Genomic DNA, 19442 nt, shown 5'->3' with positions numbered 1-19442 from the left:
ACGTCAAGGAAGGCATTGCGCCACCGTCCGGAAACCGCGTTGCCGGCGTGGGCGAGGCATAAGTGATGCGTCGTCCGCCAGGCTGGTGCCGTGATCCTCACTCTCACGGCGAAGGCCCTTCCTCTGCTCCACACCTGGCTGCCGGACAGCGCCGAGCGTGTGGTGGTCCTCACGACGAGGGCCGTGGCCGGCACCCTCGACCCGGCGGGCCGCAGTCGGCGATTCCGCCATGTCGAGGTGGCCGAACGGTACGACGCCCCCGCGGTGGAGCTCGGCGCCGAACGTCTGCACGCGCGATTCGGCTTCGAACGCATCGCCACCGTCGCGGAGACCGACGTCCTGCGGGCGGCACGCCTACGCGGTCGCCTCGGGGTGACAGGGCAGAGCGAGGAGTCCGCCACGGCCTTCCGGGACAAGTACGTGATGAAGAGACGGGCGGCGCGTGCGGGCATCCCGGTCGCCCCCATGGCCCCGGTGACGGCCGCGCTGGACATCGCGGCCTTCGCCGACGCACAGGGCTACCCGGTCGTGGTGAAGCCACGGATGAGCAGCCCTTCGGCACGGGCGCGGCGGATCGACGACGAGGCCGCTCTGCTCGACTTCGTCCGCACGGGAACCGTTCGTCGCCCCGACGGCGTGCCCGGCGGGTGGCTGGTGGAGTCGTACGTCACCGGAGAGCTCTGCCGGGTGGACGGGATGATGGCCGGCGACCGGCTCGTGCACGCCTGGCCCTCGGCCTACGCGCGGGGCGGCGCCGACCCGTACTCCCGCCGTGACCGTACCCGCAGCGTCCTGCTCGACGCGTCGGACCCGCGCACCGCCGCCCTGCGCGCCTTCGCCGCCGAGACGGTTCGCGCGCTCCCGTCACCGAGTGAACCCACCGGATTCTGCGCCGAGATCTTCGTGGGGCCGGACGGCTCGATGACGCTCTGTGAGATCGCGTGTCGCGCGGGCGGATCCGGGATCACCGCCGCCTACCAACGAGCCTTCGGTGTCCATCTGTTGGCGGAGAGCCTCCGCGGCCAATGCGGCGTTCCCCTCGCGCTGGACGCGCAGCCCGGGAGGTCGCTCCCGGTATGAGCGTGCTGATCCTGAACAAGAAGAACCTGACCAAGAAGAAGCCGGCCTCCCACCCCTACCAGGAGTGGCTCGCCGGGGCCGGCCCGCTGATCCTGCTGTCCGCGGCGGGCACCGGGCCGGACGCGCCGTCCGGATGGGCCTGGTACGAGGAGTTCGCGGACTACAACAGGAACGGTGCGGTCGAGATCCGGGCCGCGCGCCTGGGACGGGAGTACCAGGTGCGACGGGTGGTGTCGCTGAGCGAGTGCGACGTCGTCCGTGCGGCCCGGATCCGGCAGTGGCTCGGTCTGCCCGGCCAGAGCGTCGAGTCGGCGCTGGCCTTCCGCGACAAGCACCGGACGAAGACGCTGGCCGACGAGGCGGGCCTGGCCGTGCCACGGTTCAGGGCCGTGGACTGCGCCGGGGAGGTGCTGGACTTCGCCGCCGAGGTGGGCGGCCCCCTCGTGGTCAAGCGTCGTTCGGGTTCGGGGTCCGTGGGGGTGCGGGTCCTGGCGGACCGTTCGGCGGTCGAACGGTGGGTGGCGGGGCTGTGCGTCGCGCCGGACGAGCCCTGGGGCCTGCTCGCCGAGGAGTACGTCGACGCCCGCCTCTTCCACGTCAACGGCGTCATGGCCGGCGGGCGGATGCTGCACGCCTGGTCGGGAACGTACGTCCGACCTCCCTTGGAGGCGCTGGAGAAGGGTCGTGCGCGGACCGTTGTGATGCTGCCGCCGGAATCCGAACTCGTCCGCGGTCTCAAGGAGTTCACCGCCTCGGTCATCGCCGCGCTACCGCCCGTCGAGGAACCGACCAGCTTCCACGCCGAGGCGTTCCGGGCCGCCGACGGAACCCTCTCACTGTGCGAGATCGCCTCCCGGACCGGCGGCCGCGGCATCAACGACATCGGCCGCCTGGCCTACGGTGTGGACCTCGACCGCTGCTCGGTCCGGGGCCAGGCCGGGTTGCCGGTCGACCTCCCCCCACCAGGCCCCCCGGCCGCCCGGCTCTTCGGCTCGCTCACCCTGCCGCCGCGCGCCGGCGAGTTGACGGACATCCCCACCACCTGCCCGCTGCCCGGCGTGGTCTCCTACCGCACACGGCCGGCACCGGGTGCGGGCGTCGACGCGGGCACCGCCGGTCCGTCCGGCTATGTCGCGACCGCCGTGGTCACCGGGGCGACACCGCAGGAGCAGGCCGAGCGGATGCAGGCCGTGGAGCGGTGGTTCTACGAACGGGCCCGCTGGCGCCGGTCGGCGACGGTGCGGGACGATGGTGAGCGCCGAGAGGCTCCAGCCCTATGAGCGGCAACCACCGGGAGTACACGTTGACTCAGGGACCCCCAGTGAAACCCCCGATCACGGAAGGCGACGTCTACGTCATCTCCTTCCCCAAGTGCGGCCGGACCTGGCTGCGGGTGCTGATGGCCAAGTCCATCTCGTCGTCGTACGGAATCCCGATGGAGGCCTGCCGGGATCTGAACCTCTGCGATTTCAGCCGGGCGGACCCCGCCGTGCCCCGTATCGTCTTCTGGCACGACGACCGCGTGCACCGGTGCAGCCCGGCCGGACTCTCCTGGGACAAGGACTTCTACCGCGACCGCAAGGTGGTGCTCCTGCTCCGCGACATCCGGGACACCGCGGTGTCCCGCTACTTCCAGCAGAGCCGCCGTCAGCACGACGCCTATACCGCCGGGCTCGGCGCCTTCCTGACCGAGGAGGAGGGCAGTGTCAAGACCTGCCTGTCCTTCTGGAACATCTGGCACGCCCGACAGCACGTGCCCGCCTCGTTCCTGCTCACCTCGTACGAGCGGCTGGCCGCCGACACCGTTGGGGAACTCGCCCGGGTAGCGGAGTTCTGCGGCCTGCCGCCGGTCGGAGAGGAGACCTTGCGCACCGTGGTGGAGTTCGCCGACTTCACGTCCATGCGGGCCATGGAGGACTCCGATGCGCTGGGCACGTTCCGGCTGCGGCCCGCGGTCCCGGGCGACCAGGAGTCCTACAAGACCCGCCGGGGAGTCGTCGGCGGCTTCCGCGACTACCTCACCGACGAACAGACCGGCTACGTGACCGGACTCGTCCGGCAACTCCTCGCACCGGAGTGGCACCCGCTCGCCTTCGCGGCGGACAGCCCGGACCACCGGGCGATGCCGTCCGCACCGGCCTGACCGTCGCTGCCGGACGTCAGCGTGCCCGGCCGGCCGCCGGCCGGGCGCGCACCATGGTGAACTCCCCGCCCGCCCTTGGGCTTTCGGCCGGGCCCGGGGTGTCCGTCCGCCGGAACCCGTGGCGGGCGTAGAGGTGTTCCGCCGCGACGTTGCCCTCGTTCACCTGGAGCCGCACCTCGGCGTAGCCCTGTTCGTCGGCCCAGCCCAGCGCGGCCCGTACCAGCAGATCGCCCGCGCCGGTACCACGCGTCGCGGGCCGTACCCACAGGGAGACCAGCTCGGCGGTGCGCGCGCCGACCGGAACGACACCGGCGAGGCCACACGGCTCGCCGTCCTCCTCGGCGAGGAACTGGTTGCGGCCCGCCAGACGCTGCCGCCACCGCTCCTCGCTGAGGGATTCCTCGCGGCTCAGCGTGGAGCCGAACGCCTCGGGCGCGTCCCTGAGAGCGGCCAGCCGGACCGCACGGCACAACCGCCAGTCCTCGGGGCACATGGTGCGTACGGTGAGCGAGCGCATGGGCCAGACCGTGACACATCCCGACAGGGAGCTCAACTTGCGCCGGCCGCTTCACCCACTCCTGAGTCAGGGGCGCCACGGCTCGGTCTCGTGACACCCGCCCGGCTCGCCGAGGGTGGCGGGAAAGGCCCCGTGGACGGTCCGCCGGCGCATGGCGACAATGAGCGGTATGCCCTCCTCCCGGCCCCGTATCGCCCTTGTGTTGCGCGGTGAGGTGAACCAGAGCGGCGGCGTCGGCACCAGTGTGCTGCGGTTGGCCCGCGGGCTGGCGGCCGACGGGCGGTTCGCGGTGGACGTCGTCGGGCTGCGCCCGCACAGCCCCGCCCCTTCGGACGGCGGAGCCGTGCCCGACGCGCCGTGCGGTACGGAGAGCGGCGTCTGCTTCTTCGAGCTGTGCCCCGAGGAGGCGACACCCCCGGGGCCCGACTGTGAACTGGCCGTCCAGCAGGCCCTGGTGGGGCTGGCGCGCCGCCGCGGCTACGCGCTGCTGCACGGTTTCTACGCCAGTTCCGCGGGCTACCACGCGGCATGGGCTGCGGCCGAGTGCGCGGTGCCCTCGGTCGTGGGCATCCGGGGCAACGACATCTACGGAAACGTCTTCGACCCCGTCCGGCTGCCCCGGCTTCAGTGGGCGCTGTCCCAGGCCACCGGGGTCGTCGCGGTGAGTGGTGAGGCGGCCCGGCGGGCCGACACCCTCACCGGCTGCGGACCGCGCACCACAGTGGTGCTCAACAGCATCGCCCCCGCGGCGTACCGTCCCGGCACCGTACGCGTCCCCGGTTCACCGGTCATCGGCACGCTGGGGCGAGCGGCCGTCAAGAAGGGCGTCCACCTGCTGATCCGGGCCTTCCCCACGGTCCTGGAGCAGTACCCGGACGCCCGTCTGGTGTTGGTCGGACAGCTCACGGACACCTCGGCGCTGCCGGACCTGGCCGCCGCCACCGGCGTCGCCCGGCGCACCGTCTTCACCGGCTCCGTGCCCCGGGAGGACGCCCTGCGGCACCTGCGCGGCATGGATGTCTTCGTGCTGCCGTCACTGCACGAAGGCTGTCCCAACGCGGTGCTGGAGGCCATGCTGGCGGGCACGCCGGTGGTGGCCACCGCCGTGGGAGCGGTGCCCGAGATGGTGACCGACGGCAAGGAGGCGCTACTGGTACCGGTCACCGGCTCGCCGCGGGCGATCGCCGACGGGATCCTCGGCATGCTCGCCGCCGACCGGGCGGGAATCGCCGAGCGGGCCGGTCTGGCCGTGCGGACGCGGTTCGGGCTGTCCCGGGAGGTCGAGGAGAACGTGGCGGTCTACCGCGCCTGCCTCGGCTGACCCCCGTCGAGCCCGTGCGGCACCGCGTCGGGCAGGGCGATGCCGGCCGCGGCGAGCACCGCGTCCCTGCGCCGCAGTGCCCAGACGTCGTCCTTGTTGACCGAGAGGTGGAGGATCGCGACGTCCGCGAGCTCGTCGTCGTCGAGCTCCGCCGTCCCAGGAGCCAGGCGCAGGGCCCGGCCCGGCATGAAGTTCCAGCGCAGCGGCAGTTCGCCGGTGCGGACCAGGTCGCCCATCTCCAGCAGGGTCAGCCAGAAGCACAGCTGGTCGTTGGGGACGAAGTGCTCGCTCGTCGGCCCGGTGACCATCCGGCGGTAGCGGGCCAGCCAGCGGGTGGCGATCCGGCGCAGCACGGCGCCGGATCCGTAGACCACACCGGAGTTCCAGCACGGCATGGCGCCGAGGTCGTCCGTCGTGTACGCCAGGCCGAAGGTCTCGTTGACCAGCCGGGTGATCCGTTCCCGGCTGAGGCCGGTGTCGGTGAAGTTGTACCGGCCGTTGGTCCACAGGGTCTGCACCTTGGGGCGTCGCAGCAGCATGCGTACGTCCACGCCCGCCGACGGTCCGACGGGGCTCTGCCCGGCGAGTGCCGCGACGTCGTCGAGCAGGAGCGTGTCCGCGTCGATGTGCAGGCACGGCCCGGGCGGCGCCTCCGCCATCGCCCGGATCTTCAGCAGGCGGGACCGGATGTGCTCACCGTGTCCGGGAAGCCGGCGGATCCGGGCGGCGAACCCCAATGCGGTGGCGATCCGGGCCAGGTCCGCCGGCTCCTGGTCGAGGAAGAGCCGTACCGGCACATCGCGGTTGTACGCCCGCAGCGAGCAGATCGCGGCCACTGCCAGCGAGAAGTAGCTGCGTGTGCAGGCGAAGGTGACGGTCAGGGGGGACGCGGCCGCTCCGCAGTCGATGGGCGCCGTGCCGAGGGTCATTAGGCCTCCTCGAAGGGTGGTGGGATGATCACATGTGCCGTGGCAGGCGCCGGTGCCGAAGCCATGCCAGGGCGGCGCGTGCCTGGGCCGCCTGGAACCGGCGGAGGGTGGGGATGCCGGGCGGGGGCGGGCGACGCGACCGGTCGACGAGCATGCCGGTGAGCGCGGTGAGGACGACGGTGACCTCGGCCGGGTCGGCCCCCGCGGCGGCCGGGTGGGCGGCGAACGCCGACTCCGGCGACGGCCCGCCGTGGAGCGGGGCCGGCGCGAGCAGGAACAGCAGGTCGAGCCAGGGCGCCGCGAGACAGGCGCGGGCCCAGTCCACGAGGAACACCCGCTCCCGGGTGAGGAGGACGTTGTCGGCGCGGAGGTCGCAGTGCGCGAGGGCATCGCCCCGGACGGCATCGGGCCACCCCGACTCCAGCTCCGCCAGCGCGTCGAGGCGTGCGGCGGCCCAGGGGTCGAGGCCGTCGAGCGGGAGCCCCGCGTTCCGCTGGTGCGTCAGGTTGCGCCACCCCCGGAACTCTTCGGCCAGGGACTCGGCGGCGACCGGGACGACCGCGGCGACGGTGGGCGGGGCGGGGGTGGTGGCCGTGGCGAGATGGGCGACGGCATGCAGGACACGGTCCAGCTCGGCCGCGCGCCAGGGCTGCGCGGGCATGGTGCCGTCCACCCATTCGAAGGCCAGCACCACCCACCCGCGGTCGTCCAGCGCGGTGAGCAGGCGGGGCGACGGGACACAGGAGGGGAGTGCGGGAGCGACGCGCGCCTCGCGGCGGTGCAGCTGTGGCGCGTAGGCGTTGGGCTCGGCGCCCACCGCCTTGACGAACACCCGCCTGCCGTCCGTGAGTTGGAGCCCCGCGGCCACGCCGGGGGAGAAGCCTCCAGCGCAGCTGACGGCCCCGGTGACGGCCGCGCCCAGGGCCTGCTCCAGACCGTCCCGGAGGGCGGTGGGCACGTCCGTCCATGGGCGGCGGTCGCCGACCGCGGGTGGGACGGGGTGCTGCGGCGGATCTGTCGGGGGCCGCGCCACGGTGTCCTCCTCCTGAGACTCAGCCGATCCGCAACATCGCTGCCAGTTGGGGACGGAGGATCTTCCCGGTCGCCGTTCGGGGCACCGCCTCGACGCGGACGATGCGCTCGGGCAACGTCGTGGTGGCGAAGTGGCGCCCGAGGTGGGCGTAGAGCTCGGCGTCGGACGGCTCCGGTGCCGCGGCCACCGCGGCGACGATCGTCTCACCGAGCAGCCGGTCCGGCCGGGTCGCACAGGCCGCGTCCTGGACTGCGGGGTGGGCGCGCAGCACCCTTTCCATCTCCTCCAACGAGACGCTCTCGCCCCGCACCTTGGCGATGTTCTTGATCCTTCCGGTGGTGACGTAGAAGGTCCGGCCGGTGTCGTCGTCGGGGACGGCGAATCCGAGGTCCTGGGAGTGGAACCAGCCGCCGTGGAACGCCCGGCGGGTGGCGTCCTCGTTGCCCACGTACCGCGTCATCACGTTGTGGCCGCGCATGCACAGCTCGCCGGTCTCACCCGGTGCCGCACGTCTGCCGTCGGCCGTGAGCACCGCCATCTCGTTGCCGTACAGGGCCGTGCCGATCGAGGGGAGGTCGGCATGCAGCGCGAGCCTGGCGTAGGTCTGCGGGGGCAGGTCGGGCGGCATGGTCGTGGAGAAGTTGGTGGTCTCGGTCAGCCCGTAGCCCTGGAGGACGCGCACGCCCAGCCGCGCATGCACGGCTCGCGCCGTCGTGGCCGGCAGCGGAGCCGCCGCCGAGACGAAGTACCGGAAGCCGTCGGGGATCCGCGGGCGGCGCCAGGCGTCCAGCAGGGCCTCCAGCACGCTCGGCACGACGCTGGCGACGTGTGGACGGTGCTGGGCGAGCAGGCGGGGGTAGGCAAAGGGGTCGAACCCGTCGGCGAGCACCGCGTGGGCGCCCGCCACGAGCGTGCCGAGGAGGGTGAAGTGCAGGCCGTTGACGTGGTGGACGGGCAGGCAGCCCAGGAAGCGGTGGCCCGGGCCCAGGCCGTGGTGGCGCCGGAGGGCCTCAGCGTTCACAGCGGCGTTGTAGTGGGACTGGGCCACCAGCTTCGACGTCGCGGTGGAGCCCGAGGTGCCGAACAGCAACGCGTCGGCCAGCGGATCGGACCGCGTCCCCATGTCGGCGGGCGGATCCGGCAGCGCCCGCGGATCCGGCAACGGCACGCTGTCGGACCGGTCGGCGAGGCCTCCCCCCGGCGCGTGGAGCACGGCGCCGGCGTGCACGTATGCCGCCTGCTGCGCGACTCGGGCCGGTGGGTCGTTGGGACTGAGCATCAGGACCGGGCAGCCCAGCCGCATGAGGGCGAGGACGGCGAGCGCGGACGTGGAGTCGTTGACCGGCAGCAGGCCGAACACCTGGCCGGAGCGGGCGCCCTGTTCACGGGCGAGCCAGGCCATGAGTCTGCGGCTGAGTCGGTCGAACTGCCGGAAGGTCAGTGTGGTGGCGGCTCCCTCCCGGTCGACGGTGGTCAGGAACGGGGCGTCGCCCTGGACGGATACCTGGTGGTCGAGGCTGTCCAGGACGGTGGGCCGGGCGGTCAACCGGGAGTGCGGCGGCTTCCCGTGGTACCGGTGCACGCGTCCGTCGTCGGTGCCGGTGTGCTCAGTCATCGTCGCCGATGACCTCCCCGTCCGGGACCAGTGCTGCCACCGCGTCGACGATGGCGTGGACGCTGTGGAAGGTGGCCGCGGTGATCCGGTCCGCCGGAAACTCCACGGACAGGGACTTCTCCAGCTCCGTCAGCAGGGAGACGGTGCGCAGCGAGTCGAATCCCAGGTCGGCCAGGGGGGCTCCGGGATCGGGCGGTGCGCTGACGCGGCCCGGGGGCATCAGCCGCCCGACCACGTCCTGCACCGTGCGTACCAGGTCGTCGCGGTGCGTCTCGGCGTCCGTCATGAGCCCTCGCTCCCGGGGGTCGGGTGGCGGCGGTCGGGCCGGCCGGGCGGGGTCGGGGCGGGTGGCCCGCCCTCCAGGACCGGGCGCAACCGGGAGATGGCCGCGGCCAGCCGGGGCCACTGTTGTGCGGTGGTGATCCGGAGCGCGCCCCCGGCGAAGCAGAAGTCGAGGATCCCGGGGTAGGTGGCGACGCCGGTCTCCCGCAACAGTTCTCCGGCCAGCCGGTAGGAGTCGTCCCAGCCTCGGGCCGTCAGCAGGAGGTTGACGGAGCAGCGGGGGCGGGTCACCGTGGCCATCCGGGAGAGGCGGTGGGCGGCGGCCTCCCGCAGCGCCGTGAGGGTGGCCTCCCTGGACCGCCGTTCCCGACGGTAGCGGTCATAGGCCCGTTGCAGCGGCGCACGGCGCAGTCGGTAGCCCGTCTCGAACTCCGCCGCCTCCGCCGGCCCGATCCGGTCCGTTCCGCCGATCAGCCAGCGTTCCATGCGTGCCGTCACCTCGACGGCGGTGTAGAGCAGCGAGGGCGGGCCGCCGAAGCTGGTCGAGGCGTACTCGTAGTAGTCGGCGACGAAGGCGCGGTCGGCGACGATCCAGCCGGACTCCACGACCTCGGGCTGCCATACGCGGGCACTGCCGCAGATGCGGATCACGTTGGACGCCGCACGTGCCGCGGAGAGCGGGGTGGTGTCGCCCAGCCACTCATGGGACTCGTCCAGCAGGATCGCCGTGGACGGCGCGGCCTGCCGTACCAGGTCGGCCAGTTCGTCCTCCGCTATCCGTGCGCCGGTGGTGCCGGCCGCGGTCGGCAGCAGCACCAGCGGGGTGTCCGGTGTCAGTGCGGCGATCAGTGGTCCGAGGGACATGGTGCCGTCGGTACAGGTCAGCGGGATGAGCCGGACGGCGCCTCGCCGGGCGACCGCGGCCACCGGGGCCGGATGGTTCGGGATGGCACACAGCGCGGGTGCCGCGGAGGCAGCACGCCCGGAGAGGACGAGGTCGGCCAGCCCGCTCACGGCGAAGGCGCCGCCCATGGTGAGCGCCAGGTTCCCGGCGGTGTAGCAGGCACCGTCGACGCGCTGGTTCTCGAAGGCGGCCAGCGCCTCGCGCGCCGGGATGCGCCCGCAGGAGTCGGAGTATCCGTACCAGTCGCGCTTCAGCGCGTAGCTGATGCAGTCCCGTACGGTCTGCGGAAGTTCACTCGCGCATGCGGCCACCGAGTCGGGCAGCAGGGACAGCTCCGGGGCGGACGGGGTGTCGTCGGTGCACTCCTCGCGGAAGAACCATCGGAACAGTTCGTGGACGAAGGCCACGGTGGCGCCGGAGGACAGCACCTCCTCGGCGGTGACATCGCGTCGCGGGGCGCGGCCGCGCCAGCGTTCGGCGAGCCAGGGACGGCTGCCGTGCCGCCCCAGCTCGTGCTCCACCCGGCCGAGCCAGAGGTCCCGAAGTTCCAGGGGATCCTCGGGATTGCGAGCCCGCCGGAACACCTCCAGCGTGCGCTCGTCGACGGCCGGAGCGAACGAGTCCTCCGCCGTCCGGTACGTGGGCGGGGCGACGACGGCCAGCGCGTCCGGTGGAAGTGGGGGGAGGAGGCGCGCGGGGGCATCGGTGAACAGCTGCATGACATCTCCCGACCGGGTGAGGGGGCCTACAGGCCGGCGTGTCCGCGCAGCGCGGGGACGACCTGACGGGCGAAGAGTTCGACGGTGTGCCAGTCGACCGGCGGCCGGGCACCGAGCAGGAAGTCCCCGACACCGAGCCGGAGGTAGGGGAGGAGGCGTTCGACGCACTGCTCGGGCGTGCCGAGGACGAGGAACTCCCCCCGGACCGGGGAAGCGGGCGGATGGCGTCTCTCCCACTCCTGGCGGCGCTCGTGCAGCGCACGGTGGTCCTCGGCCAGCAGCGCCCGGAAGGTGATCGACTTTCTGATGTCCGCCGGGTTCCGGCCGACCGCTGCGCAGTGCTCGCCCAGCGCATCGCACCTCTGCCGATAGCTCTCCGGGGTGCCGGCCAGCACATTCCAGACGTCGGCGTGTTCGGCGACGATTCTGAGGGTGCGCCGGGTGTCCGCGCCGCCGATCACCAGCGGCAGCCGCTGTTGCAGCGGTTTGGGCTGGAGGCAGGCGCCTTCGAGACGGTAGTGCCGTCCGGTGAAGTCCGTCCGGTCCCGCGTCCACAGGCTCCGCATGATGTGGCAGCCCTCCGTGAGCATCTCCAGGCGCTCGGTGCGGCTCGGAAAGGGGATGCCGTACTGCCGGTAGCCGAGGTCCGGGCCGCCGGCGCCGATGCCGAATTCGAGCCTTCCTGCGGAGATGTGGTCGAGGGTCGCGGCGATGGCCGCGGCCTGGGCGGGGTGCCGCCACGTCATGGTCGACACCAGCATGGCGCAGCGAATCCTGCTGGTGCGCGCCGCGAGCGCGGCCAGCAGCGTGGTCCCTTCCAGACAGGGCCCGGCGGGGCCGCCGAGGGGTGGTCGGGCGTGGTCGAAGACCGACATCCAGTCGTACCCCAGTGCCTCGCCCCGTTGCCACAGTCCGAGGCACTCCTCGAAGCTTGCGTACTGCTGCCCGGAGTGGATGCCGAACCTGATGGCCGGGCCGTGGATCTGCATGGTGTGACGGTCCTTCGGTGAGGTCGGTCGGCGGATCGGGGAGGGAGAGCCATGGCGCCCGGGACGAGTGTGCGGCGGAGGGTGGTGGGGACGGTGCCGTCAGGGCCGGGCACGGTGGCCGGGGCCGTCGAGTCCTTCACGCTGGACAACGGGCGTGGGCTCGCGGTGACCGTGTGGACATGGGGAGCGACCCTGGTCGAAGTGCTGACGCCGGACCGGCACGGACGGGTCGGCAACGTGGTGCTGCGGCTGCCGGATCTGGACGCCTACCGGGACCGGACCCGCAACCCGTACGTCGGCGCCACGGTGGGCCGTTACTGCCGCTGCGTGGCGCAAGGGCGTCTGCTGCTCGACGGCGTCGTCCACACACTGGACCGCAACGACGGGGCCCACCACGTCCACGGCGGGGGCGAGGGGTTCGACCGCCGGATCTGGTCGGCCGAGAGCGCTGAGGACGACCGGGGGATCGAGGTGCGGCTCACACTGGACAGCGCGGACGGGGACCAGGGCTACCCCGGTGCGGTGCGGGCCCAGTGCGGGTACCGCGTCGACACAGCCAACCGGCTCACCATCTGGTACACGGCGGTCACCACCGCACCCACCGTCGTGGGGCTGACCAACCACGCGTTCTGGAACCTGGCCGGCTCGGGGACCGTCGACGGGCACCGGCTCGCGCTGAACTCCGTCCGGGTCGTGCCCTTCGACGCGGAGTTGATCCCGCTGGCCGGGCCGCCGCACGAGGTGGCCGGCTCCGAGCTGGACTTCGGACGGCCCCGGCGCCTCGGGGCGCAGCGGCTGGACACCTTCTACGCGCTGGACGCCCCCGCATGGGCTGCCCGGCTCCATGATCCCCGGAGCGGTCGCACGATGAGCCTGGTCACCGATCAGTCGGGCATGGGCGTGTACTCCGCCGACCACAGTCCCTGGCCGCGCGCCGGTCTGTGTCTGGAGACCGGGCCCTGGCCCGACGCCCCCAACCGGCCGGACTTCCCGTCCGCCCGGCTCGATCCCGGCGAGGTCTACCGTGCGCGCACCACGCACACGTTCTCGACCGACACCGCGGAGCGCCTCCTCGGGACGGGGGAGCACGGTCATGGCATCGCCTCTCCGTAGGGCGGTCAGCGCCGGCGGCCGTCGACGGGCACGTAGTCGACGTCGTCCTCGGTGAGCAGGTGATCCGGGTGGCCGTCGACGAAGCGCACCGCGGCGGGCCCCGGAGGCGCGACGCCCGGGAGGGCCGTCCTCGGGCCGAGCCGCATGAGGTAGTAGGAGACGGTCAAGTCCGGGCCGTGGGCCGCTTCGAGGGCCGCGGCCCACTGCCGGATGCGGGCCCGCTCGGCGGGGTAGCGGCGCTCGTACGCCGCGCGGTAGGCCGGGAACGGCAGCAACGGGCGTTGCAGGGCGGTGAACTCGACGACGCGCCCCGCCAGGGACTCGGCGAAGACCTCGGCGACGATCGGCACGCCGTCCCGGGCCGGCTGGTAGAGCAGGATCTGGGCTTCCCCCTCGGGCGTGAGGAATGCGTCCAGCCGGTCGAGCAGGAGCGCGAGCAGTCGGCTGCCGTCCGGGCCGCCGTTCGAGGTGAGGGTGCCCGGAACGCAGTCGGGGGTCGGGAGGAACGGGGGGTTGGCGAGGATCAGGTCGTAGGGTTCCGCGACCGGGTGGGTCCGCAGGTCAGCGGTGAGCGAGCGGACGGTGCCCTCCGGGAAGCCGTTGGCCGCGGCGGTCCACCGCTGGAACGCCTCGGCCCGTGGATTGATGTCCAGGAAGTCGACGCTGCGGGCCCCGAGGTGCAACGCCATGAATCCCAGGGCGCCCGATCCCGCGAAGGGTTCGAAGACCCGCTTGCCCCGCACCAGGGACGGCTGCTGAGCCAGGCGGCGCAGCAGCGCGGCCTGCACCCTGGTGAGCGGCAGGATGCGCAACGCGTCGTCCTTCCCCGGGACTTCGGCCCGGGTGACGAGACCGCCTGCGAAGGTGTAGGTGAGGACCTCGCCGTCGCGGTGCTCGGTCCAGGACACCGGGTCGCCGGGCATCAGGCCCAGTACCTCTCGTACGTCGCGGGCACCGGGCACCGGAAGGAGCGGTGGTGCAGGTACAGGACGTCGCGGGCGGGCGTGACGTCGCCCCAGCCGTCGATCCAGTGGACCGGCAGTCCCGCCTCCTCCATGAGGCGCCGGGAGGCGTCGGCGCAGTCCGAGAAGTACAGATCGCGGTCGAAGACGAAGAGGTCGGCGGTTCCCCCCAGGTAACAGAGCACACCGTCCCATCGGTGGGACGCCGCCTCTGCCAGGACTTCCGACATGGTGACGGGGTGTACCTCGGCCCGGCTCATCAGGTGCGCCTTCATCGGCTCGGGCATCGGCCCGGCCGGCTCGACCAGCGCCAGCCGTCCGGTGGGGATCCGGGCGAAGTTGTCCAGGTACGGCGCGAAGGGCTGCACGGGGGAGTGCGGTTCCTTGTCCGTGAAGAGCCAGTCGCCGATGCACAGGGCGTCCATGGTCGAGGTCAGATAGAGCCGGAACGCCTGCTCGCAGGTCTGCACCAGAGGCTCGCCACGGTCGTTGAAGGAGGTGTTGAGCAGCACCCCCAGTCCGGTGCGCCGCTTGAACGCCTTGAGCAGGGCGTAGAACCGCGGGTTGCTCTCCTCGGTCACCGTCTGCACCCGCGCCGTGCCGTCGACGTGTCCGACGGAGGCGAGCTTGTCCCGCCACTCCTCCCGCACGGGAGCCACGACGGTCATGTACGGCAGGTCCTGGTCGGCCTCGAAGTACTCGGCCAGGTCCTCGCGGAGAACGGACGGCGCGAACGGGCGCCAGTTCTCCCGGTGTTTGATGCCGTCGTTGATCCTTCGCTTGATGTCCGGGGCGAGCGGATTGCCCAGGATGGAGCGGTTGCCCAGTGCCCGGGGGCCGACCTCGGACCGGCCCTGCACCCAGCCCAGGATGCGCCCGCCGGCCAGCAGTTCGGCTGCCGCCTCCTGGTCACCGACGTGTACCCCGCGCTGGCCGTGACGCGCGGCGACATCCGGGAGGTTCTCCAGGTCGACCTCCCGCCCCCAGTACGGGTGGGTGATCCGCCACCGGCGTGGTCGTTCGGATCCGCTGAGCCGGTGGTACGCGTACAGCGCGCCGCCGAGGGCCGTGCCCGAGTCGTTGGCCTGCGGGTAGACGTCGATCCGGTCGAAGGTACCGCTGTGCATGATCCGGCCGTTGGCGGCCGAGTTGAGGGCCACTCCTCCGGTGATGAGGAGGTTCGCTGACCCGGTCGCCGCTTTCAGGTATCGAGCCGAGTTGAGCATGATCTCCTCGCAGATGGCCTGTACCGCGGCGGCCACGTCCTGGTGCAGCGAGGTGAGAGGTTCCTCCGGCCGGCGGGGCGGCCCGAAGGAGCGGGTGAAGACGGTGGCCGCCAACTCGGCCGAGGTGTAGCGGTTCCCGCCCCTGCGTCGGGCGGGCAGGAACGCGTACGCCCCGGTGTCGTCCACGCGGATGAACGCGTCGAGCGCTGCTCTGCACCGTGCCGGGTCCCCGTAGGCCGCGAGGGCCATGGTCTTGCCCTCCTCCCCGAAACCCCAGCCGAGCCACATGGTGGCCCCCTGGTAGAAGAGGCCCAGGGACTGTGGCAGCGGGGTGGTGCGCAGCACCGTGATGTCATTGCCCGAGCCGTGGGCGAGCATGGAGGTCTCGGTCTCTCCGCTGCCGTCCACGCTGAGGATGGCGGAGTCGTCGAAGGGGCTGGCGTAGTACACGCCCGCGCAGTGGCAGATGTGGTGCGGGATGTTCACCACCCGGTCGGCCGGGAAGCCGGCGGCCAGCAGCGACTTGTGCCAGGTCGGGATGCGCCAGTCGAGGTAGCGCTCCATGTCCTCGGCATCGGGGCCGGACAGGTAGCCCCGCGCCTGGCGTTTCCGTGCCTCCAGGCGGGACGGATCGATGCAGTTCGTCACGAGGTCGATCTGGTGCGGTGCGATGGAGTACTCGTCGAGCGCTTCGAAGAGCACGGACAGATGGCTCGACATGCCGTGCTTGATGCGGTTGAACCGCTCCTGCTCATAGATGAAGAGGGGTTCTCCGTCCCGGACCAGTGCGAAACACGCGTCGTGCTGTACCGGCTTGGTGCCGAGAATGATCACGCGGACCTCGTCCTTCCCGCCGCTCTTCCTGGTGCCTGGGCCATTCCTGCGGTGCGCGGGTTGCGATCCCGGGGCCTCGCTACCCGAGCGTTCCGTCGGTCAGCTGGAGCCAGCTGCGCTGGTCCTTGTTCAGCAGCGCATAGGCGAGGTTGCGCGAGTACTGGAGCACCTGTGGGTCGATCAGCAGGCTCCGGAACGGTGAGGGCGACTGGGCCTTGGAGAACCCCATGTCGTCCGGGCGGGTGGACGGATCCAGCTGACCGTTCGCCATGGCCTCGTCGTAGAGGGTGGTCCCGGGGAAGGGCTGGACCATGAAGAAGCCGCATCCGTTGAGGCCCGAGTCCATCGCACGGCGGGCCAGCCAGAAGGTCTGGGTCAGCTCGTCGAGGGTTTCGTCCGGGTAGCCGACCATGAAGTTCCCGTTGATCGTGAAGCCCATCTCCCGCATCACCCCGACGAGGTCGAAGACATCGCACTTGTCCAGCCGCCACTTGGACGTCGAGTACTTGTCCAGCACCCGCTGGGATCCGGACTCGAAGGGCAGGCCGATACGGCGGAATCCGGCGGCGTGCAGGTGCTCCAACAGCTCCACGTCCACGACCAGGCGGTCACCCTTCTCCGACCGCCGGAACAGGTGCCGGATGTTCACCCCGTTGATGTCGGCGAGTTCGAAGTCGTACTGCTGCATCAGGTCGAGCACCTGGTGCACCCGGTGCTTCCACGCCAGCAGCGAGTCGTCGTTGATGTAGACCAGGTCGACCCCGAGCCCCTTGAGCGTGTCCAGTTCGCGCTCGACCCGCTCCACCGAGTGGAAACGGAGGTCCCCGATCTCGCCCGCCTCCCCTCCTCGCTCCTTCGAGATGTGGCAGTAGGTGCAGCGGTACGGGCAACCGCGCGAGGTGAGGATCGAGGCGAAGTGCGGCTTCTGGCCCTCGTCCATCCAGTCGGTGCGGCCGCCCCACAGCACGCTGATGTCCCAGTACTGCTCGTTGGGCAGCGCGTCCCACGACGGCATGGAGTACTCGTCCAGGTCGGTCGTGGGCCGACCGGCGCGCGTTGTCACGATGCGGCCGTCGCGTCGGAAGCAGATGGACGGTACGGCGTCGAGCGAGGGGGATCCGGAACGCAGGTACTCGGCGAAGGCGACGAGCGGCTTCTCGCCCTCCGAAAGGAAGATGACGTCGTAACCACTGTCGAAGAACAGGTCTTTGAGGCTGCGCGCATTGACGCCTCCGGCGACCATGATCTTCTCCGGGAAGGCGCTTTTGATCAGCTGGGAGATCTCCAGGCATCGCGCGGTCTGCTGGGTGAAGATGGAACTCACCGCTATGACGTCGAACGGCTCGACCTCTTCCAGAATGCGTTCTGGCGTCATGCCGATGCGGAACATTCCGCTGCCGATCTCCGGAACCATGGTCTGGCGGTAGAAAGTGTCCGCCAGATCGTCACGTCCGGGTCGGCCGATGCTGGTGTCGAGAAGGTCCGCGTCGAATCCGGCCGCGCGGAGTGCGGCATGGAGATAGGGAAGGGCCAGAGAACAGTCGGGGCGGTACACCTCGTCCGGGTAATACTGAAGGGGGGCGTACATGCACAGGAACCGAGGGTCCCGGAGCCGCCGATCCAGCACGCTCATCGTGGATGCCTCCATGGCCTTCCGCCCCTTCACGGGGATCGTGTCACCGTCCGGTCAGCTGCGCTTTACGCGCATGTGTGTTGTAGAACTCCGAGATTTCCGGGTCCTGGCGAGCGGATCTCCCCTGGAACCACATACCGAACGCGGTGCGCGAACGGTGCCGTGAGCGGTTGCTCAACGCTCGGTGCACCGTGAGCGGGTGGTGGCAGACGAGATCTCCGGGATCCAGCGCGACGGCCACCTCGCGGGCCTCGTCCGCCGGGCCGAACTCCGCGGCCAGGGCGAATCCGCGGACCCCGCTGTAGGTGTGCGGGCGCAGGCCGCCGCGGTGCGACCCGGGGACATACCGCAGGCAGCCGTTCTCCTCGTCCATGCGCCCGTCCGTCGCCAGCAGCATCTCCACTCCGCTCGGCGGGTCGAGCCCGAGCGAGCAGTTGTCCTGGTGCGGCGGCGTCGGGACGTCGGTGGTGGGCGGCTTGTCGAAGTAGATCGGCGGATGGGCATCGGCCGTCTCGCCCAGGAGGGTCTGCGCGAGCGACAGCCACTTCGGATGGGACCGGTAGCCCTCGAAGAACGCATCGCAATTCATGCGCAGGACGAGGCGGACCTGGCGGTGCCCGTTCTCCCCGACCGCGTGGAAAACCTGGGTCTCCGGGAGTGCAGGCACTACTTCCCGGATGAACCGGTGGATGTGGAATCGCAGTTCGGAGAGTTCCTCGCGGGTCAGAAAGCGGCGAATGACGACATAGCCGTCACGGTCGTAGGGCGGCTTGTACCGGTGATAATCCATACGCCTTCCGCCTTTCGCCCCTCGGCCCTCAGGTAAGCACGACCGCGAATGGCCCCAAGAGGAACTCGGTCGGCAGAAATTACCGCCGTATGCCTCCCCCATGGACCCGCCTGCATACCGTCGTCCGGCATTTTGGCCAAATCCCTGTGCGATATTCGTGCAGGCAACGGCGAACCGCGCTCCCGGTATCTCTCCTGAGCCCCACGCGCCCCACGGAATTCACCCTCGTAACAGGCTCCTGGACGAATTTCGGACGTGTGGCACGCGGCCTCTGCCCCTCGGGCGGCGACCCTGCCACACTACCCGGAGCCCGCGGGACGGCGACCCGTTCCTTCCGCATGATGATTCGCCCGCCGCCGTGTAAGAACCAGCTGCAAAGAGGGTCCATGGAAGTGAAGTTCGATCCAGACCGGCATATCCGGAACATCTACCGAGAGCCGACGGTCGCCTTGCTCAGTCCCTACGGCGAGGTGCTCCGGGGCATCAGAGGCACGCCCGGAGTCACCGAAGAGCTCCCCGCGGCGCCGGAGATCGGCGTCGACCGCATCGTGATGCAGCCTGGTTCCGCCTTCGAACTCCACACGCACCCCGGTGCTCACATCCTCTACGTGCTGCGGGCCCGCGGCTTCATCCACGTCGACGGCACGGACTACGAGATGGCCGAGGGCGACACCGTCTATGTGCCGGCGCACTACCCGCACGGCGTGCGCACCCACCCCGAAGCCGAAGCCCCCGTGGAGTTCTTGTCCTTCGGCATACCGCACATGCCGCTCGACTCACCCCGGCGGATGAGCTTCGTCTCGCCATGAACGGTGCCGTCTGTCAGCCACCCGACCCGGCCGACGAGAGCTGGGAGATCTGCGTGGACCACGCAGAGGTCCACGAGTTGCTGCGCCGATGTGACGTCCACACGGCACGCCGGTACGGAACGCCGGTCCCGCAACGCAACCCGCGGACCACGACACACCGGGTGCGGACCGGCTGTGTGCACGCCCTGCGGCAACCCGCCGGGCTCGCGGCGATGTTCACCCTGACCGGGGAGCCGCCGTTCGCCCAGGACCCCGACGTCTTTCCGGCGGCCCACGAGCCCCGCTATCTGTCGCGCCTGGCCGTCGCACCCGAGCTGCTGTCCCGGGGCACGCTGCTGGGCGCGCGGTGTGTGCGCCGGGCGATGGGGCTGGCGGCCGCGGCCGGTGCGGACGCGCTGCGGTGCGAGGCCAATCCGGACCTGACGGCCACCCTGGAGCTGCTGCTCCGCCTCGGGTTCCGGCAGTCCGGGCCGATGGTCGACGACGGCGCGGGGGTACGGCGCGTCTACCTCCAGGCCCGGCCGGCCTGATCGCGACAGGGAG

Annotated in this window: 18 protein-coding genes; 7 read left to right on the top strand and 11 right to left on the bottom strand. The window is 71.3% G+C overall.

Annotated elements, in window-relative coordinates; genetic code table 11:
- The first annotated feature begins 90 nt into the window (after positions 1-90).
- The 3 genes from AB0C96_RS25790 to AB0C96_RS25780 are packed head-to-tail and all read left to right on the top strand — an operon-like array spanning position 91 to position 3223.
- Positions 91-1080: a hypothetical protein gene (locus AB0C96_RS25790; RefSeq protein WP_362920249.1), complete on the top strand. Its 990-nt coding sequence runs from the start codon at positions 91-93 to the stop codon at positions 1078-1080.
- A complete protein-coding gene (locus tag AB0C96_RS25785) occupies positions 1077-2360 on the top strand; it encodes a hypothetical protein (RefSeq protein WP_362920247.1) in 1284 nt (427 codons plus the stop codon). Before AB0C96_RS25790 ends, AB0C96_RS25785 begins: the two co-directional genes overlap by 4 nt.
- A 41-nt stretch (positions 2361-2401) precedes the next feature.
- Complete coding sequence (locus AB0C96_RS25780) at positions 2402-3223, top strand: sulfotransferase domain-containing protein (RefSeq protein WP_362920245.1); 822 nt, start codon at positions 2402-2404, stop codon at positions 3221-3223.
- 16 nt (positions 3224-3239) lie between these two features.
- Here the strand turns inward: AB0C96_RS25780 and AB0C96_RS25775 are convergent, their stop codons facing one another.
- A complete protein-coding gene (locus AB0C96_RS25775) occupies positions 3240-3740 on the bottom strand; it encodes a GNAT family N-acetyltransferase (protein ID WP_362920243.1) in 501 nt (166 codons plus the stop codon).
- Positions 3741-3909: 169 nt separating this feature from the next.
- Between AB0C96_RS25775 and AB0C96_RS25770 the strand changes: the two genes are divergently transcribed.
- Positions 3910-5061 carry a glycosyltransferase gene (locus tag AB0C96_RS25770; protein WP_362920241.1) on the top strand — a complete coding sequence of 384 codons (1152 nt, stop codon included), beginning with the start codon at positions 3910-3912 and terminating at the stop codon, positions 5059-5061.
- Here the strand turns inward: AB0C96_RS25770 and AB0C96_RS25765 are convergent.
- Genes AB0C96_RS25765 through AB0C96_RS25740 form a run of 6 tightly spaced genes read right to left on the bottom strand, consistent with a single transcriptional unit; the run spans position 5040 to position 11532 of the window.
- Complete coding sequence (locus AB0C96_RS25765; protein ID WP_362920239.1) at positions 5040-5990, bottom strand: hypothetical protein; 951 nt, start codon at positions 5988-5990, stop codon at positions 5040-5042. The two genes, AB0C96_RS25770 and AB0C96_RS25765, sit on opposite strands and share 22 nt — an antisense overlap.
- Positions 5991-6018: 28 nt before the next feature.
- On the bottom strand, positions 6019-7023 hold the full coding sequence (locus AB0C96_RS25760) for an aminoglycoside phosphotransferase family protein (protein ID WP_362920238.1): 1005 nt from the start codon (positions 7021-7023) through the stop codon (positions 6019-6021).
- 19 nt (positions 7024-7042) lie between these two features.
- On the bottom strand, positions 7043-8638 hold the full coding sequence (locus AB0C96_RS25755; protein WP_362920236.1) for a class I adenylate-forming enzyme family protein: 1596 nt from the start codon (positions 8636-8638) through the stop codon (positions 7043-7045).
- Positions 8631-8924 carry a phosphopantetheine-binding protein gene (locus AB0C96_RS25750; protein ID WP_362920234.1) on the bottom strand — a complete coding sequence of 98 codons (294 nt, stop codon included), beginning with the start codon at positions 8922-8924 and terminating at the stop codon, positions 8631-8633. The genes AB0C96_RS25755 and AB0C96_RS25750 overlap by 8 nt, the downstream gene beginning before the upstream one ends.
- Positions 8921-10543 (bottom strand): pyridoxal phosphate-dependent aminotransferase, encoded by a 1623-nt coding sequence (locus tag AB0C96_RS25745; protein WP_362920232.1) that lies wholly within the window; start codon positions 10541-10543, stop codon positions 8921-8923. The genes AB0C96_RS25750 and AB0C96_RS25745 overlap by 4 nt, the downstream gene beginning before the upstream one ends.
- Positions 10544-10569: 26 nt before the next feature.
- Entirely contained in the window at positions 10570-11532 is a 963-nt protein-coding gene (locus AB0C96_RS25740) for an LLM class flavin-dependent oxidoreductase (RefSeq protein WP_362920231.1), read from the bottom strand.
- 51 nt (positions 11533-11583) lie between these two features.
- On the opposite strand from AB0C96_RS25740, the gene AB0C96_RS25735 reads away from it, so the two are divergent.
- Positions 11584-12645, top strand: a complete 1062-nt coding sequence (locus tag AB0C96_RS25735; RefSeq protein ID WP_362920230.1) for an aldose epimerase family protein — start codon at positions 11584-11586, stop codon at positions 12643-12645.
- Between the two features lie 5 nt (positions 12646-12650).
- On the opposite strand, the gene AB0C96_RS25730 is transcribed toward AB0C96_RS25735, so the two are convergent.
- From AB0C96_RS25730 to AB0C96_RS25715, 4 genes are all read right to left on the bottom strand, one after another.
- Complete coding sequence (locus AB0C96_RS25730; protein WP_362920228.1) at positions 12651-13607, bottom strand: methyltransferase; 957 nt, start codon at positions 13605-13607, stop codon at positions 12651-12653.
- Complete coding sequence (locus AB0C96_RS25725; RefSeq protein ID WP_362920226.1) at positions 13568-15667, bottom strand: carbamoyltransferase C-terminal domain-containing protein; 2100 nt, start codon at positions 15665-15667, stop codon at positions 13568-13570. Before AB0C96_RS25725 ends, AB0C96_RS25730 begins: the two co-directional genes overlap by 40 nt.
- A 79-nt stretch (positions 15668-15746) precedes the next feature.
- Positions 15747-17300 carry a radical SAM protein gene (locus tag AB0C96_RS25720; protein ID WP_362920224.1) on the bottom strand — a complete coding sequence of 518 codons (1554 nt, stop codon included), beginning with the start codon at positions 17298-17300 and terminating at the stop codon, positions 15747-15749.
- 43 nt (positions 17301-17343) lie between these two features.
- Complete coding sequence (locus AB0C96_RS25715; RefSeq protein ID WP_362920223.1) at positions 17344-18090, bottom strand: phytanoyl-CoA dioxygenase family protein; 747 nt, start codon at positions 18088-18090, stop codon at positions 17344-17346.
- A 386-nt stretch (positions 18091-18476) separates the two neighbouring features.
- Between AB0C96_RS25715 and AB0C96_RS25710 the strand changes: the two genes are divergently transcribed.
- On the top strand, positions 18477-18899 hold the full coding sequence (locus tag AB0C96_RS25710) for a cupin domain-containing protein (RefSeq protein ID WP_362920221.1): 423 nt from the start codon (positions 18477-18479) through the stop codon (positions 18897-18899).
- Entirely contained in the window at positions 18896-19429 is a 534-nt protein-coding gene (locus AB0C96_RS25705) for a hypothetical protein (RefSeq protein WP_362920220.1), read from the top strand. The genes AB0C96_RS25710 and AB0C96_RS25705 overlap by 4 nt, the downstream gene beginning before the upstream one ends.
- Positions 19430-19442 lie beyond the last annotated feature (13 nt).

The organism is Streptomyces sp. NPDC048506, assembly GCF_040651315.1.
Taxonomy (GTDB): domain Bacteria; phylum Actinomycetota; class Actinomycetes; order Streptomycetales; family Streptomycetaceae; genus Streptomyces.
This window is presented reverse-complemented; position numbering and strand designations above follow the sequence as displayed.

Coding starts and splice junctions, on each gene's coding strand:
- AB0C96_RS25715 (WP_362920223.1), bottom strand. CDS start 18,090: ATGGATTATCACCGGTACAAGCCGCCCTACGACCGTGACGGCTATGTC.
- AB0C96_RS25740 (WP_362920231.1), bottom strand. CDS start 11,532: ATGCAGATCCACGGCCCGGCCATCAGGTTCGGCATCCACTCCGGGCAG.
- AB0C96_RS25705 (WP_362920220.1), top strand. CDS start 18,896: ATGAACGGTGCCGTCTGTCAGCCACCCGACCCGGCCGACGAGAGCTGG.
- AB0C96_RS25735 (WP_362920230.1), top strand. CDS start 11,584: ATGGCGCCCGGGACGAGTGTGCGGCGGAGGGTGGTGGGGACGGTGCCG.
- AB0C96_RS25745 (WP_362920232.1), bottom strand. CDS start 10,543: ATGCAGCTGTTCACCGATGCCCCCGCGCGCCTCCTCCCCCCACTTCCA.
- AB0C96_RS25775 (WP_362920243.1), bottom strand. CDS start 3,740: ATGCGCTCGCTCACCGTACGCACCATGTGCCCCGAGGACTGGCGGTTG.
- AB0C96_RS25720 (WP_362920224.1), bottom strand. CDS start 17,300: ATGAGCGTGCTGGATCGGCGGCTCCGGGACCCTCGGTTCCTGTGCATG.
- AB0C96_RS25785 (WP_362920247.1), top strand. CDS start 1,077: ATGAGCGTGCTGATCCTGAACAAGAAGAACCTGACCAAGAAGAAGCCG.
- AB0C96_RS25770 (WP_362920241.1), top strand. CDS start 3,910: ATGCCCTCCTCCCGGCCCCGTATCGCCCTTGTGTTGCGCGGTGAGGTG.
- AB0C96_RS25755 (WP_362920236.1), bottom strand. CDS start 8,638: ATGACTGAGCACACCGGCACCGACGACGGACGCGTGCACCGGTACCAC.
- AB0C96_RS25750 (WP_362920234.1), bottom strand. CDS start 8,924: ATGACGGACGCCGAGACGCACCGCGACGACCTGGTACGCACGGTGCAG.
- AB0C96_RS25710 (WP_362920221.1), top strand. CDS start 18,477: ATGGAAGTGAAGTTCGATCCAGACCGGCATATCCGGAACATCTACCGA.
- AB0C96_RS25765 (WP_362920239.1), bottom strand. CDS start 5,990: ATGACCCTCGGCACGGCGCCCATCGACTGCGGAGCGGCCGCGTCCCCC.